16 protein-coding genes are annotated in these 14,191 nt (G+C 53.4%); 10 read left to right on the top strand and 6 right to left on the bottom strand.

The genetic code is table 11. The annotated features are described in order from the left end of the window. Positions 1 to 178: 178 nt before the first annotated feature. Both BMW46_RS13420 and BMW46_RS13415 read right to left on the bottom strand, forming a co-directional pair. Positions 179 to 574 carry a hypothetical protein gene (locus BMW46_RS13420; protein ID WP_074709167.1) on the bottom strand — a complete coding sequence of 132 codons (396 nt, stop codon included), beginning with the start codon at positions 572 to 574 and terminating at the stop codon, positions 179 to 181. Positions 575 to 794: 220 nt separating this feature from the next. Continuing rightward, positions 795 to 1,118: an SDR family oxidoreductase gene (locus tag BMW46_RS13415; RefSeq protein ID WP_256377079.1), complete on the bottom strand. Its 324-nt coding sequence runs from the start codon at positions 1,116 to 1,118 to the stop codon at positions 795 to 797. Between the two features lie 360 nt (positions 1,119 to 1,478). Here BMW46_RS13415 and BMW46_RS13410 point away from each other — a divergent pair, with 360 nt between their 5' ends. The 4 genes from BMW46_RS13410 to trmB all read left to right on the top strand — a co-directional run bounded on the left by BMW46_RS13410 (position 1,479) and on the right by trmB (position 4,325). Then, positions 1,479 to 2,381: a LysR family transcriptional regulator gene (locus BMW46_RS13410; protein ID WP_074709165.1), complete on the top strand. Its 903-nt coding sequence runs from the start codon at positions 1,479 to 1,481 to the stop codon at positions 2,379 to 2,381. 163 nt (positions 2,382 to 2,544) lie between these two features. Then, positions 2,545 to 2,787 carry a sulfur carrier protein ThiS gene (gene thiS / locus BMW46_RS13405; protein ID WP_041352691.1) on the top strand — a complete coding sequence of 81 codons (243 nt, stop codon included), beginning with the start codon at positions 2,545 to 2,547 and terminating at the stop codon, positions 2,785 to 2,787. A gap of 3 nt (positions 2,788 to 2,790) precedes the next feature. Further along, the gene (locus BMW46_RS13400) at positions 2,791 to 3,585 is read left to right on the top strand and encodes a thiazole synthase (RefSeq protein ID WP_074709164.1); all 795 of its coding nucleotides are present in this window, start codon (positions 2,791 to 2,793) and stop codon (positions 3,583 to 3,585) included. A gap of 53 nt (positions 3,586 to 3,638) precedes the next feature. After that, positions 3,639 to 4,325 carry a tRNA (guanosine(46)-N7)-methyltransferase TrmB gene (gene trmB / locus BMW46_RS13395; RefSeq protein ID WP_074709163.1) on the top strand — a complete coding sequence of 229 codons (687 nt, stop codon included), beginning with the start codon at positions 3,639 to 3,641 and terminating at the stop codon, positions 4,323 to 4,325. A 6-nt stretch (positions 4,326 to 4,331) separates the two neighbouring features. On the opposite strand, the gene hemW is transcribed toward trmB, so the two are convergent. The 3 genes from hemW to rph form a co-directional block, all read right to left on the bottom strand. Next, on the bottom strand, positions 4,332 to 5,558 hold the full coding sequence (hemW, locus tag BMW46_RS13390; protein ID WP_074709162.1) for a radical SAM family heme chaperone HemW: 1,227 nt from the start codon (positions 5,556 to 5,558) through the stop codon (positions 4,332 to 4,334). 102 nt (positions 5,559 to 5,660) lie between these two features. After that, positions 5,661 to 6,254 carry an RdgB/HAM1 family non-canonical purine NTP pyrophosphatase gene (gene rdgB, locus BMW46_RS13385; protein WP_074709161.1) on the bottom strand — a complete coding sequence of 198 codons (594 nt, stop codon included), beginning with the start codon at positions 6,252 to 6,254 and terminating at the stop codon, positions 5,661 to 5,663. Between the two features lie 8 nt (positions 6,255 to 6,262). Further along, positions 6,263 to 6,979 carry a ribonuclease PH gene (gene rph, locus BMW46_RS13380; protein ID WP_081355812.1) on the bottom strand — a complete coding sequence of 239 codons (717 nt, stop codon included), beginning with the start codon at positions 6,977 to 6,979 and terminating at the stop codon, positions 6,263 to 6,265. Positions 6,980 to 7,190: 211 nt separating this feature from the next. Between rph and BMW46_RS13375 the strand changes: the two genes are divergently transcribed. The 6 genes from BMW46_RS13375 (at position 7,191) to BMW46_RS13350 (ending at position 12,991) form a co-directional block, all read left to right on the top strand. After that, positions 7,191 to 8,045: a YicC/YloC family endoribonuclease gene (locus BMW46_RS13375; protein ID WP_074709208.1), complete on the top strand. Its 855-nt coding sequence runs from the start codon at positions 7,191 to 7,193 to the stop codon at positions 8,043 to 8,045. Positions 8,046 to 8,201: 156 nt separating this feature from the next. Further along, positions 8,202 to 8,642: a thioredoxin TrxC gene (gene trxC, locus BMW46_RS13370; RefSeq protein ID WP_074709159.1), complete on the top strand. Its 441-nt coding sequence runs from the start codon at positions 8,202 to 8,204 to the stop codon at positions 8,640 to 8,642. 171 nt (positions 8,643 to 8,813) lie between these two features. Further along, a complete protein-coding gene (gene gmk / locus BMW46_RS13365) occupies positions 8,814 to 9,446 on the top strand; it encodes a guanylate kinase (protein ID WP_074709158.1) in 633 nt (210 codons plus the stop codon). A 181-nt stretch (positions 9,447 to 9,627) separates the two neighbouring features. Then, on the top strand, positions 9,628 to 9,834 hold the full coding sequence (rpoZ, locus tag BMW46_RS13360; protein WP_074709157.1) for a DNA-directed RNA polymerase subunit omega: 207 nt from the start codon (positions 9,628 to 9,630) through the stop codon (positions 9,832 to 9,834). A 117-nt stretch (positions 9,835 to 9,951) separates the two neighbouring features. After that, positions 9,952 to 12,114 carry a RelA/SpoT family protein gene (locus tag BMW46_RS13355; RefSeq protein WP_371113520.1) on the top strand — a complete coding sequence of 721 codons (2,163 nt, stop codon included), beginning with the start codon at positions 9,952 to 9,954 and terminating at the stop codon, positions 12,112 to 12,114. Between the two features lie 178 nt (positions 12,115 to 12,292). Then, positions 12,293 to 12,991: an SOS response-associated peptidase gene (locus BMW46_RS13350; RefSeq protein WP_074709156.1), complete on the top strand. Its 699-nt coding sequence runs from the start codon at positions 12,293 to 12,295 to the stop codon at positions 12,989 to 12,991. Between the two features lie 17 nt (positions 12,992 to 13,008). Here BMW46_RS13350 and BMW46_RS13345 read toward each other — a convergent pair whose 3' ends face one another. Next, on the bottom strand, positions 13,009 to 13,947 hold the full coding sequence (locus BMW46_RS13345; protein ID WP_074709155.1) for a hypothetical protein: 939 nt from the start codon (positions 13,945 to 13,947) through the stop codon (positions 13,009 to 13,011). Positions 13,948 to 14,191: the final 244 nt, after the last annotated feature.

Raw genomic sequence — 14,191 nt, 5'->3', positions numbered from 1 at the left:
TAAGATACCAGCCCGCTTTACTGGGAGCCCTTACTGCTTCTGATACAATCCAATCAATTCCGCAGAGGCGATCATGTGGCCTTGCATCCCCTCCCCAGCCTAGCTTTAGGGGTGGCTGAGATCCGGCAACACCCCAGTTCCGGCCAGGGTTACCTGCCGAGCCCTGAGGCAATCCCAATCAATGTAACGCTATCGAAGCAATATAATCGCGTTTCGCCGGTTGCGATGCCATCCTATGGTGAAAAGCAGCTTTAGTGGCTTTCTCTGCCGCCCGTTTGTATTTTTGCACTAGCGTGGCGTGCGACTGTGAATCCTGCTCGTGTCTCCCATAAGGGTAGCTTTTGTCCTCGTAATACTGGAGCCGTCTCTCGTGTTCCGCTGCTATTTCCAGAAGTTTCCTGGCGCGGTTTTCATACCGCCGGGCGAGCTCGTCGTGGTCGATAGAAGTTCTGATACTTTGCGCGGCCATGCTCGCATTGTCATTCCTTGCTTCGAGCGTGCTGGTCTCAGTGCAGGAGGCCAGCAGGCCCAGCATGGATATGGATGTTAAAAACTTCCTTATTTCTTTTTCCATGATAGGTAGACTCCAATGAAATGGATGAAGTGAAAGCCGCTCCATCCTGATGCGGCCATGACATTGGAACATTGTACGCAGTATTACTATAAATAAAAGTCATGTATTTTGATTGTTATCATAATATTCTGCTTATGGTTCTGTCTGACAGCGGTCAGTATCCTCATGGGCACAACAGCGCCTTGCAGCTTGGCCGCAGGACTCTTGGCTTCGACTGTCGCTATACCGTCTGGCCACCATCGACAACGATGGCGCTCCCGACACCGAAGCTCGTGTCGATGATTCGGTTCCACTCCTCCTCCATGATGTCCGCCGCAGGCTTGATGGTGTATTCGATACCGGCATTGTTGAACGCGAAGTCCAACCGTCCGAAGGTTTCGATGGCCTCGTTCAGCGTCCTTTGTACGTCCTCGTTTCGCCTCACATCGCACGTAACGGCGAGGGCCTGACTTCCATGTTCCTCGATCAGACGTGCTGTTTCCTGTGCGCCCTTTTCAGCTATGTCTGCCACGAGGACGCTCGCACCTTCTCGCGCGAAAGCAATTGCGGCCCACTTGTAGCACCGGTGACAAATGCCACTTTCCCTGCGAAACGTTGAGTTTGATTGATGGTCATGTTCTGGTCCTCTCTGTGAATGGATTGATTTGGCTTGGTGGTGACGGCTTTCTTCTTACGGCCACAGCAACGCTGCTCTAGTTGTCTGTCGCGCTTCAAGCCAGTGATGCGCCCCGTCGCTTCGGCCGACGGCAGTCGTGTAGGAACTGGATGTTATCCGTGTCGGAGTGGATGGCCCTGCCGGTCGATTTGGCCTAAATGTTCGCAAACGAAAGCAAGCTTGACTAGCTAATAAATTCTTAAAGAGGATATAAGTTGTACTAATCAATCTTCCATGGGAAACTGAACCATGGTCAGACGCAATCTCAACGATCTCCTGTCCTTCGTGACGGTGGCGCGGGAAGGCAGCTTCACGCGCGCCGCCGCGCTGCTCGGTGTAACCCAATCGGCGTTGAGTCAGGCAATAAGCGGCCTGGAGACCCGCCTTCAGATTCGGTTACTGACGCGCACGACGCGTAGCGTTTCGCCCACAGCAGCTGGGGAGCGTCTTTTGCAAGCCATTGGCTATCGCTTCGACGAGATCGAAGCGGAATTGGATGTTTTGACGGAACTGCGCGACAAGCCTGCTGGCACAGTGCGCATCACCTGTGGCGATCACGTCCTGCGGACCGTATTACTGCCCAGGTTGACACCCTTGTTGCACGAGTATCCCGACATCAGGATAGAGTTCGATGTGAACTACGGCTTCCGCGATATCGTGGCAGATCGCTTCGATGCGGGAGTGCGCCTGGGAGATACCATCGAGAAGGACATGATTGCCGTACCCATTGGGCCGCAATTACGCATGGCTGTCGCGGCCTCACCCGCCTACTTTGTCGCGCACCCCATCCCCAAAAAGCCGCGGGACCTGCTGAACCACAACTGCATCAACCAGCGTATGCAGACCGCGGGCGGACTCTATGTCTGGGACTTCCAGCGACGGGGCCAGCATTTGAATGTGCACGTGGATGGGCAGCTTATTTTCAACACTTCCCCCAACATGGTGGATGCTACGTTGGCGGGGCTAGGTATTGCATTTCTGCCCGAGGAAGAATTCGCACCCCACATCGAGGAAGGTCGGCTGATACGTGTGCTGGACGACTGGTGCGAACCATTTTCTGGATACCACCTGTATTACCCCAGCCGACGACAGCCATTCCCTGCCTTCTCGCTCGTCGTCGACGCATTGCGTATAAAAGCGATTGATCGCTGATCGCGTATCCTGGAATGGGAATCCGCGATGTTCTCGGGCACTTGGTGAACATCGGGTTTCACCGGAGTCGACTAGGAGGTGGCTGCGCCGTATAATTCAAATTATAAAATACGCATATTGTCAAAAGCTGAGACGGCATTTTTGCCAAGCGACTCTTTGGAAAATGATACAACTTATAGTCAATGGCCAATCCCAACTTGTTCCTTCTCCAGATTCTGGAACCGATTCAGGGACAACGAATGACGCAAGGCTGAACATCAGGCAATTACTGGAGCACATGGGGTTGCAGGGCAAGCGGATCGCGGTCGAGCGCAACGGTGAAATCGTACCGCGCAGCCAATTCGATCAGCCGATGCTTGCCAGCGGCGACAAGCTTGAAATTGTCGTTGCCGTAGGTGGAGGGTAGTCCATGGACAGACTTGTCATCGCAGATAAAGCTTATTCCTCACGCCTCCTGGTCGGGACCGGAAAATATAGGGATTTTGACGAGACCCGCACCGCCGTGGACGCCAGCGGCGCAGAAATCATTACCGTGGCTATCCGCAGAACCAATCTCGGCCAGAATCCGGAAGAGCCCAGTCTGCTGGATGTGCTGCCGCCATCGCAATATACGCTGTTACCCAATACAGCCGGATGCTATACGGTGGAGGATGCAGTAAGAACCTTGCGCCTTGCGCGCGAATTGCTGGACGGTCATACCTTGGTGAAGCTGGAGGTCCTGGGTGATCCGAAAACACTCTATCCCAACATCGTTGAAACCCTCAAGGCGGCCGAGATTCTGATCAAGGAGGGGTTCCAGGTGATGGTCTATACCTCGGATGACCCTATTGCCGCCAGGCAGCTGGAAGAGATCGGCTGCGTCGCGATCATGCCTCTGGCATCCCTGATCGGTTCGGGCATGGGTATCCTCAATCCATGGAATCTGCAGATCATCATCGATAATGCCAAAGTCCCGGTCATTGTGGATGCCGGAGTGGGTACGGCGTCGGATGCGGCGATTGCAATGGAGCTGGGCTGCGACGGCGTGCTCATGAACACAGCCATTGCTGCCGCGCAAAATCCGGTACTGATGGCGTCAGCGATGAAAAAAGCGGTTGAAGCGGGGCGTGAAGCGTATCTCGCCGGCCGTATGCCGAAAAAGCTGTACAGTGCAAGTCCCAGTTCTCCGGTGGAGGGGGTTATCGGCAACATGTCAGGGAAATAAGGACCGGAAAGGATTTTTCATTCCCCACCTGTCCTTTCCAGGCATTTAACAAAATGGAACATTCTCCCCATCGTCCCATCCGCAGCTTCGTTCTTCGCCAGGGACGCCTTTCAAACGCGCAGCGACGCGCCCATGAAACATTGATGCCGAAATACGGCATCCCTTATTCCGGGAAACTGCTTGACTTGGCCCTTATCTTCGGCAGAAGTGCGCCTAAATTCCTGGAAATCGGCTTCGGCATGGGCGAAACCACAGCGCTGATCGCCCAGGCGCATCCGCAAAATGATTATCTGGCCGCTGAAGTCCACACTCCCGGGGTGGGCAGCCTGCTCAAGCAAGCGGAAGAACTGGGCCTTACGAATATACGCGTCATCCAGCACGATGCGGTTGATGTCCTGCAACACGCTTTGCCCCTTGAGTGCCTCGACGGGGTGCACGTTTTCTTTCCCGACCCGTGGCCCAAGGCGCGCCATCACAAGCGCCGACTGATACAAGCCGAATTCGTTGACCTGCTTTGCAGCCGCCTGAAACCCGGCGGCTATATCCATGTGGCGACCGACTGGGAGGATTATGCGGAGCAAATACTGAAGGTATTGAGCGGTGAGCCGCACTTGACCAATACCGCAGCTGGTTATGCGCCCCGCCCGGAATATCGTCCGCTCACAAAGTTCGAGCAGCGGGGTCTCCGGCTCGGACACGAGGTCTGGGATGTGATATTCCGGAAAAAACAGCCCGTCTGAAGAGGGTTATGCGCGGCTTTGCCCGGGAAGGAAAATCTGCAGCAAATCGTTCAAAAATCGCCTGCCTGCGAAAGTAGGCGCAATACGCTGAAAATCCCGCGTTATCAACTGCCGCCGTTCCGCCTCGTCGAGCTGACGCTGGATGTGAGTGAGAGCCAGCCCTGTACGTTCAATGAACATTTGCGGGGCAAACCCATCGGTCAGGCGTAGCGCGTTCATCACGAATTCAAACGCGCGATCATTCCGTCCTACTTCGTGCTGCTCCATGATAGGGGGTTCAGATGTCATTTCGGGAGCCGATCTGGTCAGATACTCCTTCGGCTGCCTGTACCGCATCTGACGTACTATCCTGTCCCGAAAGCTTATTTTGCTGTGCGCTCCGGCACCGATCCCCAGATAATCTCCGAACAGCCAGTAGTTCATGTTATGACGGGATTCGCCCCCGGGCCGGGCAAAGGCCGACGTTTCATAATTTGCATAACCTTCCCGGGCGAGCGTTTGTTCGATCATTGCCTGCATGTCCGCCGTCAGCTCATCATCGGGCAAGGAGGGCGGGTAACGATGAAACAATGTATTGGGTTCCAGCGTCAGATGATAGGCGGAAATATGCTGCACGCCGTGAGCAACCGCTGTCTCGATATCCTCCCGCGCTTCTTCCAGCGTCTGGTTCGGTAGTCCATACATCAGGTCGAGATTAATGTTGTCGAAGTTCTTTTGGGCGATTTCGATCGCGCGACGGGCATCCTTGCCGTCATGTATGCGACCGAGTGATGCAAGGTGAGGGGCGTTGAAACTCTGAATGCCGATGGAGAGGCGATTGATGCCCGCGGCCCGGAAATCCGCAAATTTTTGCGCCTCGAACGTTCCGGGATTGGCCTCCAGCGTTATTTCAGCCAAGTGCTCCAGCGGTAGCAAGGCCCTGGCGGCGGCAAGAATTCCATCTATGGAATAAGGACTGAACAGACTCGGCGTTCCACCGCCGAAAAAAACACTGATGACTTTGCGTCCCCATATCTGTGGCAATGAAGCTTCCAGGTCGCGGATGAGGGCGGCTACATACTCGGCCTCCGGCATGCCGCCGCTCCGGTCGCGAGCTTCATAGGAGTTGAAGTCGCAATAGGGGCATTTTTTCATGCACCAGGGAAGGTGGATGTAAAGACTCAGTGGGGGCAGAGACTTCAGCTGGAGGGTCTGGGAACCGAGAATCGCTGCGGGAGAAATAATTGCTGTCATGATGAATTGAAGAGACAAGCAAAAGGAGCCATTGTTTCAGCAATGATTGAAATTGTCTTTCTCTTCTCCTTGCAACGGCTGAATAAGCGGCAAGCGGTCAAATCAGGGCTGTTCCTGTCTGATCCTCTTGACGAGTTGCGCGAGTGCTTTTCCCCGGTGGCTGATCCGGTTTTTTTGCTCCATCGGCAGTTCCGCGGCTGTTTTGCCGAGGTTTGGCAGAAAAAAATAGGGATCGTAGCCGAAGCCGCCGTTACCGCGGGGATTCAGCAGAATTTCTCCATGCCAGCTTCCGTCGGCAATAATGGGTTGCGGATCTTCGGGATGCCGCAGCAGCGCTATAACGCAGTAATAGTACGCCCGGCGGTCACTCTGGTTTTGCAGCGCCTCGACCAGCTTCTGATTGTTGCGTTCATCCGATTTCGGTTCTCCCGCATAACGCGCAGATAAGATACCGGGCTTGCCTCCAAGGATATTGACACAAATGCCGGAATCATCGGCGAGTGCCGGCAACCCGGTATTTTTGCTGGCATGGCGTGCCTTGGCAAGCGCGTTCTCAACGAAAGTGCAATGAGGTTCCTCAGCTTCGGGAAAATCGAATGCCGACTGGGGCAGCACTTCGATTCCCAGAGGTTCCAGCAAGAGGCGAATTTCTCGTAGTTTGCCGGCATTATTGCTGGCAATGACCAGTTTTTGCATATCCGGCTTTATCTGTTCAATGCGTTTTTCTGAGTTGCGATCAGTTCCCGTATTCCCTGCTGTGCCAGATCCAGCATCATATCCAGATCATTCCGGCTGAAAGGCATGCCTTCGGCCGTCCCCTGCATTTCCACCAGACCAAAGTCGTCCGTCATGACGATGTTCATGTCCGTATCGCAGCGCGAATCTTCCAGATAATCGAGGTCCAACATCGGCACGCCTTCGTAGACGCCCACTGAAACCGCTGCAACATGACCGGTGATCGGCGTGGCTTCTATCGCCTGCTTGTGCAGCAGCGTTCCTATCGCATCATGCACTGCTACAAATGCACCCGTGATGCTCGCCGTGCGAGTACCACCATCAGCCTGGATCACATCGCAATCCACCTGAATGGTTCGCTCGCCCAGTTTTGTCAAATCCATTACCGAACGCAAGGCGCGCCCAATCAGCCGCTGAATTTCCATCGTCCTGCCGGACTGCTTGCCTTTGGCGGCTTCCCGCTGCATGCGTTCATTGGTGGAACGCGGCAACATCCCGTATTCTGCTGTGAGCCAGCCCTGTCCCTTGCCGCGTAGAAAAGGAGGTACTTTCTCATCCACGCTCGCAGTACAGATTATGCGGGTATCCCCACATTCGATCAGCACTGAACCTTCCGCGTGCCGAGTGTAATGCCGGGTAATCTGAACGGAGCGAAGTTGATCTGGGCGGCGTTTACTGGGACGCATAAGTTGTACTATATCCTTCACTATTAACTGAGCGGTGATACATTTACCGGATAAGTCGAACGATGCATACCGCTTTTCGACTGCACGGAAACACCAACTCGTTTCCTTTATATGCAGCAACGATATGCGATAATGCCTAGTCCCACAATTTTAACGCATCAAGGACCTTCGAGTGGATGATCGAGTGGACAAGTTAGCCAAGATCTACAGCATGACCGGCTATGCCGTAGTCGCGAAGGAACTTCCACAAGGATCGCTGAATCTCGAGCTTCGCTCGGTCAACAGCCGTTATCTCGATATCCAGTTTCGCCTTCCCGACGAATTCCGCATGCTGGAAACCGCAATGCGCGAATTTCTGACCGCCCGCCTCAAGCGTGGAAAAATCGAATGCCGCGTCAGTTTTTCCCGGATTACACCCGCGGAAGATTTGCAGCATATTAATGCGGATTTGTTGCAAAAATTGCTGGAACTGGACCGTACCGTCAGAGCGGTATTACCTGAGGCTCGGGGCCTGGCAGTGGCAGATGTCCTTCGTTGGCCCGGAATATTGGCGACGGAATCCTCCTCCGCTGAGAACCTTTTCGGGCCATGCATGGACTTGCTGCATATGGCAGTGGACGAACTGGCTGCTGCCCGTGGTCGTGAAGGTGCAAAACTTAAAGCCATATTGCTGGAACGCCTGGCCAATATGCGCCGGCTCGCATCCGAAGTCAGTCCACGCATTCCTGCTTTACTGGCGACATTTCAGGAAAAGCTCAAAGCCCGGCTGTGTGAAGCCATGATAAATTGTGATGACGAGCGCATCCGCCAGGAATTGACATTGTTTGCCAGCAAGATCGATGTGGATGAGGAACTATCGCGCCTTCAGGCGCACTTCGATGAAGTAGAACGCGTTCTGGAGAAAGGCGGAGCGATCGGCAAGCGGTTGGATTTTCTGATGCAGGAACTCAATCGGGAAGCCAATACCATCGGCGCGAAATCGGTGGATGCGGAAGTGTCGAAAATTTCGGTGGAACTCAAGGTATTGATCGAGCAAATGCGGGAGCAGGTGCAGAATATCGAATAGCTGCAGGAAAATCGGTAGTTGAATGTATAAATAACATTGGCATCATGTTTTTTTGCCGCTACCGCGTGAATCCCCGACACAAATAGCCATCGTCCTGAATTGAAAACGAGAGTACTCGATTTACCGGCTATTATTGGATGATATGTGTAAATTCTTATGAGTGATTCCCTGCATCTCGTCTGCCCTCATTGTCACTCGATTAACCGTGTCCCCGCTGCGCGCCTCGGCGAACAGCCCAATTGCGGACAATGCCACCAGCCGATATTCGCCGGCCAGCCGTTGGAATTAACCGATTCAACCTTCGCACGCTACATTAATAAAAACGATGTTCCAGTTCTGGTCGATTTCTGGGCACCCTGGTGCGGACCCTGCAAAATGATGGCGCCAGCCTTCAAAGAAGCGGCGGCTCTGCTTGAGCCCCATGTTCGCCTCGTGAAGGTGAATACCGATGTGGAGCAAACAGTCGGCGCGCAGTACCGCATTCGCAGTATTCCGACACTCATCCTGTTCAAGGGCGGTCGGGAGCTTGCACGACAGGCGGGCGCAATGACAACCCAGGATATCGTGCGCTGGACGCGATCCCAGGCCTTGGGCTAGTTGAAGGGGTAGAGGCGGGTGAAATCCTGAAACTCCTTGAGTTGTGGAAGCTGTTACACTCTGCTTTCGACCCTTCCAGCCGGAAGCCTTCGGAAAGAGCGCGAGCTCAATCAAAAACAAAAAACCGTAACAACACGTATTGCTGAAGAGGGATTTCAGCAGGCCTAACCAATGACTACAACGCCGGGTACTCTATATATCATCAGCGCGCCGTCGGGAGCTGGCAAGACCAGTCTGGTCAAGGCACTGCTGCAAACGGATATCGACCTCAGCCTGTCCATTTCATATACCTCACGGCAGCCTCGCCCCGAAGAAATGGACGGACGTGATTATCATTTTGTAACGCGTCAAGTATTCGAGCAGAAACTGCAAGAGGACGAGTTCCTGGAAAGCGCGGAACTCTATGGGAATTTCTACGGCACCTCGAAAAAGTGGATCAATGAAACCATGATGTCGGGGCGCGACATTCTGCTGGAAATAGACAGTCAGGGCGCGCGTCAGGTGCGCGCGGTTTTCCCCGTAGCGGTGGGCATTTTTGTTCTGCCGCCATCACTCGAAGTACTGGAAATGCGCTTGCGCCATCGAGCCCAGGACAGCCTCGAAGCGATCAGTCGCCGGCTGGCAGCGGCGCGTGAGGAGTTGAGTCATGCGGGAGGGTATAATTACATCATCATCAACGACAAGCTGGACAGGGCGTTGCAGGATCTGAAATGTATCATACAGGCGGAGCGCCTGAAAACGGCGAAGCAGCTTGTCCGTCACCATGGTCTGCTGGCACAACTCACCCGCACGTCCGTTTTATAAACCGGACAAGCACGCAGACTCCCTACCTCCGCCTCCCCCAGAAGTTTCATAGAACCATCAGCGGTAGCAACGGCATGTACCTTTGTCGTGCAAAATGAAGTGCTTGAAATGTTCCCCGGGTTGCCTTTCCACAACCAGACACTCTATACTGTAATTTCCTTATATCCTGGTAAAGGAAATCATGGCACGCATCACTGTTGACGATTGTCTGAAAAGAATTCCCAATCGCTTCGATATGACCCTCGTTGCAACCATTCGGGCGCGCCAGCTTTCAGTGGGCGGAAGCCCGATGGTGGAACCGTCGCGGGATAAACCCACCGTGATTGCGCTGCGGGAAATTTCACAAGGCCTGGTTGGAACGGATATCCTCACGACTGGAACCCTTTAGAGCGTTCAAGCGCTACCGGGGATGTAAAAAAACCGGTTTCATTGCGTAACAAGTAAACTGACGATCAATCATCAAATGAGGATACCGCTATTCCGAAACGTATGTTGATGGAATGAAATGAAGGAAATGACGATGCAGGCGCGAGGTCTGTCCAGTTCTTCTGCTACTTTGCCTGAGGCGAGTTTCCTTTTTCACGAACTCTCCAGCTATCTCACGCGGGAAGACGTATCCGAGCTTCAGAACGCCTATCTCTTCAGTCAGAGCGCCCACTCGGGTCAATTCCGCCAATCCGGCGAACCTTATATCTCTCATCCCCTCGCAGTAGCCAGCATTCTGGGCAAACTGCGCCTCGACAGCCAGACGCTGGCGGCAGCGCTGCTGCACGACGTAATGGAAGATACACATGTTTCCAAAGCCGAAATCGGGGATCGCTTTGGCAAGTCGGTCGCGGAACTGGTGGACGGTGTTTCCAAGCTGGACAAGATCGAATTCCAGAGCCACGCGGATGCGCAAGCGGAGAATTTCCGCAAAATGCTGCTGGCAATGGCGCGGGATGTACGCGTCATCCTCATCAAGCTGGCGGATCGGTTGCACAATATGCGCACGCTGGAGGCCATGCGGCCGGAGAAAAAGCGGCGTATCGCGCGTGAAACCATGGAAATCTACGCACCTATCGCCAATCGGCTAGGACTCAACAATATTTACCATGAATTACAGGATTTAAGCTTCCGTTACCTGTATCCGAGGCGCTATCGGGTTCTGACCAACGCCACCAGGGCGGCGCGCGGAAACCGCCGCGAAATGGTGACGAAAATTCTCGAGACCATGAAGCAGCGCCTGAAGACCGCAGGGTTGGATGCAGAAGTAACCGGCCGTGAGAAACAGCTCTACAGCATCTACAAGAAGATGGTGGAGAAGCATCTTTCGTTTTCCGAGATTCTGGATATCTATGGTTTTCGCATCATCGTAAAGGACGTGGCTTCGTGCTACATCGCGCTGGGCGCACTGCACAGCCTCTACAATCCCATTCCCGGAAAATTCAAGGATTACATCGCCATCCCCAAGGCCAACGGCTACCAGTCCCTGCACAGCACCTTGTGGGGGCCTTACGGCACGCCGATCGAAATCCAGATCCGGACACCGGAAATGCATCGGATTGCAGAGGCGGGCGTTGCCTCGCACTGGCTCTACAAGAGTTCCGATGCGGATCTGAACGATTTGAACATGAAAACCCATCAGTGGTTGCAGAGCCTGCTCGAAACCATGAGTGATTCCACCGATTCGCTGGAATTTCTGGAACACATCAAGGTTGACCTGTTCCCGGGTGAGGTCTATGTCTTTACGCCCCAGGGCGAGATACTGGCACTGCCCAAGGGGTCGACCGCAGTGGATTTCGCCTATGCGGTGCATACGGACATCGGCGATTGTTGTGTTGCGGCAAAAATAAGCGGGGAGAATGCGCCGCTGCGCACAGTGCTCAGAAGCGGAGACCGGGTGGAAATTGTGACCGCATCCCATGCCAAGCCTAATCCGGCCTGGCTGAATTACGTCGTTACCGGTAAGGCACGCTCGCATATCCGGCGTTTTCTCAAGACCATGCAATACGATGAATCGGCGAAACTCGGGGAGCGCCTGTTGAATCAGGCATTCGCCACGCTCAAGGTCGATCCGCAGACGATCAGCGAGGCGCAATGGGAGAAACTGACGCGTGAAAGCGGCGCCAAATCCAGAACCGATTTGCTGGCGGATATGGGCTTGGGCAAGCATTTACCGGCAGTGATTGCACGGCGGCTTGCGGCTTCACCCGGCGAATCCACTCTCGGCGCAAGCGGAACTACGGATGTTATCACGATACTCGGTACCGAGGGCATGGCCGTACAATTTGCCAGGTGCTGCCGACCCATTCCCGGTGACCCGGTTATAGCGTTTATCAAGAAAGATCAGGGGCTCGTGATCCACACCGATGACTGTCCGGCAGTAACCAAAAACAAGGGCAGTTCGGACAATTGGCTGGATGTGGCCTGGGGTAAGGACATCGACCGGCAGTTCGAAGTGGGTATCAAGCTGATGGTGGCCAACCAGCGAGGAGTACTAGCCAGGGTGGCGGCAGCCATCGCTGATGCGGATTCCAATATCGATAATGTCGCCATGGAGGGTGATGGCACATATACCAACATGAATTTCGTCTTACAGGTACGCAACCGCCATCATCTGGCACAGGTGATTCGCAGTTTGAGGCGAATTCCTGAAGTGGCAAAGATCAGCCGCGTGAAGGAGTGACAAGAACGGCGAGCAAGCTTGTTTTCTCTCCCCGGACCCGCATAACGGAGCGGGGATTGAAGCCCCTATGAAGGCGAGGCAGGGGGAAGTCATGAACCCAAGGAGCAGAATGTTTGCCATGGGATGCGGCCTGATGCAATAGAAAAAAGTGTAACCTGTCTCGGAAGGATAGCTGAAAATGTGTGGACGCTACGGCTTGAATCATCCTGATCCTGTATTGACGGAGTGGTACCATGCTTCATTCATGCCGGAACTGAAACCCCGCTACAACATTGCGCCCACCATGGAAATACTCGCCATACGCGATACTGACAGTGGCCGCATGGGCTCCATGATGCGCTGGGGCCTCATTCCTTACTGGATCAAGGATGTGAAGAAGCTGCCGGTATTGAATAATGCCAGGGCAGAAACGGTGGCCGAAAAACCTGCATTCAGACAGTCCTTCCGCCAGAGGCGTTGCTTGATCCCCGCTTCCGGGTTCTTCGAATGGAAAACGGAGGGCCGGCGCAAGCAGCCGTATTTTATATCCAGCCGGGACGGCACACCATTTTCGTTTGCCGGCATATACGAAACCTGGGTCACCGATACGGGAGAAGCAAAAGAGAGTTGCGCCATCATCACGACCGAGTGCAATGCGCTGATGCAACCGATCCATGATCGGATGCCAGTCATACTTTCAAAGGATGCCTGGGATACATGGCTTGACCCGGACCTGAGGACGGATGAGATCCTGCTATCCCTGCTCAAGCCCTGTGATGAGAACAGGATACAAGCATGGCCTGTAACACAGGCGGTGGGTAAGGTAGTGAATCAGGGGGAGGAATTGTTTCGTCCGTTGATTTCAGAACAAGAGGGAGACTTTTTTGGCACAAATTAAAATTAAAGACAATCAGATTATCGACTCTTGCATGATTGAGAATGGATTTCCTGAACTCTTCCTGCATCCCACACCTTCGCAAGCTCATGCTCCAAAGCAAAATGCTGCATTCTGGGCGCATTATCGCCGGTATGGGCATAATGCTTAGCAGCCTCGATCCATACCAGAACCGAGGCGATGCCATGGAGTTCCAAGCGAAAATCCTTTGCGTACACAACCGCTGCATTCGTTATTTCCCCTAGAAGTTCCTTTTGATCAGCATCGGTAAACGCCTCTTTAAGAGCACTTTCAAGCATTCTGCGAAGCCGGGGAGTCTTACTGAGTTCTTCAACCTGATGCTCATCAAACCGTTTTGATAGCGTATATCCACTCGGCTTGCCCGCTGCTTGGCGTAAATCCCCAACCATCGTCCAGCGATCATAAATCTCGTACACTCTTTGATGGAAAGTAATGAGCTGATCCGGAAACTTTAATGCTTCGATGTTTCCGAAATAACCTTCAGGACGGGGGAGCCACGTCGAGCGATCTGCACGAAGACTATGAAGAAACGATACATAGGCATATGTTTTAATCCCGAGCGTATCGTAGAATCCGGTAAATGGAATAAGGGGCTGCGGAATTCGAGTACTGTACGCAAGCGCTTCTATTTCTCGCGCCAGCTCGGATACTTTTTCATAGTACTCATCATTCCACTCAGACTCCAAACCTGCTGAGATTGGGCACTCATCCAATAACCCGACCAATCTTTCGATGTTCCGAATCAATTGACCCAGTTGTTCAAGAGTGCCTTTCGTAATCGCGCCCAACACCGAGTTTGCATCCATGGCAACCTTCCAGCGTTCATGTTCGAGCCTCTCGCTTTCAGCCGAATCAAAGAAGCCGGTCTTACCGGTATTCGACGTGGCGTTACTAAGCATGACTTCATTTTTTTTGCTTTGTTTAGCATTGCCGAACATCCCATTCTCCGTAAGAGTTAATGGAGTTTAGAAATCAGTGGTCGGATAAGGCAGATTTCTCGTGATTCTATCGGAGAAGCTATCAACTCCGTCATTGACTAGGAGCGCATAATTCTCCGGCTCCGGAATGGTGCCAGCAATAAGCTGACCTACGTTATTGATGGCAGTACCACCCCGAAAAATTACATTATCATCAGGTAAATGAAAGTGGAATTGAGATCGGTCAAGTTAGCTCCATCAAGGC

The sequence above is a fragment of the Nitrosospira multiformis genome (assembly GCF_900111585.1).
Taxonomy (GTDB): domain Bacteria; phylum Pseudomonadota; class Gammaproteobacteria; order Burkholderiales; family Nitrosomonadaceae; genus Nitrosospira; species Nitrosospira multiformis_B.
This window is presented reverse-complemented; position numbering and strand designations above follow the sequence as displayed.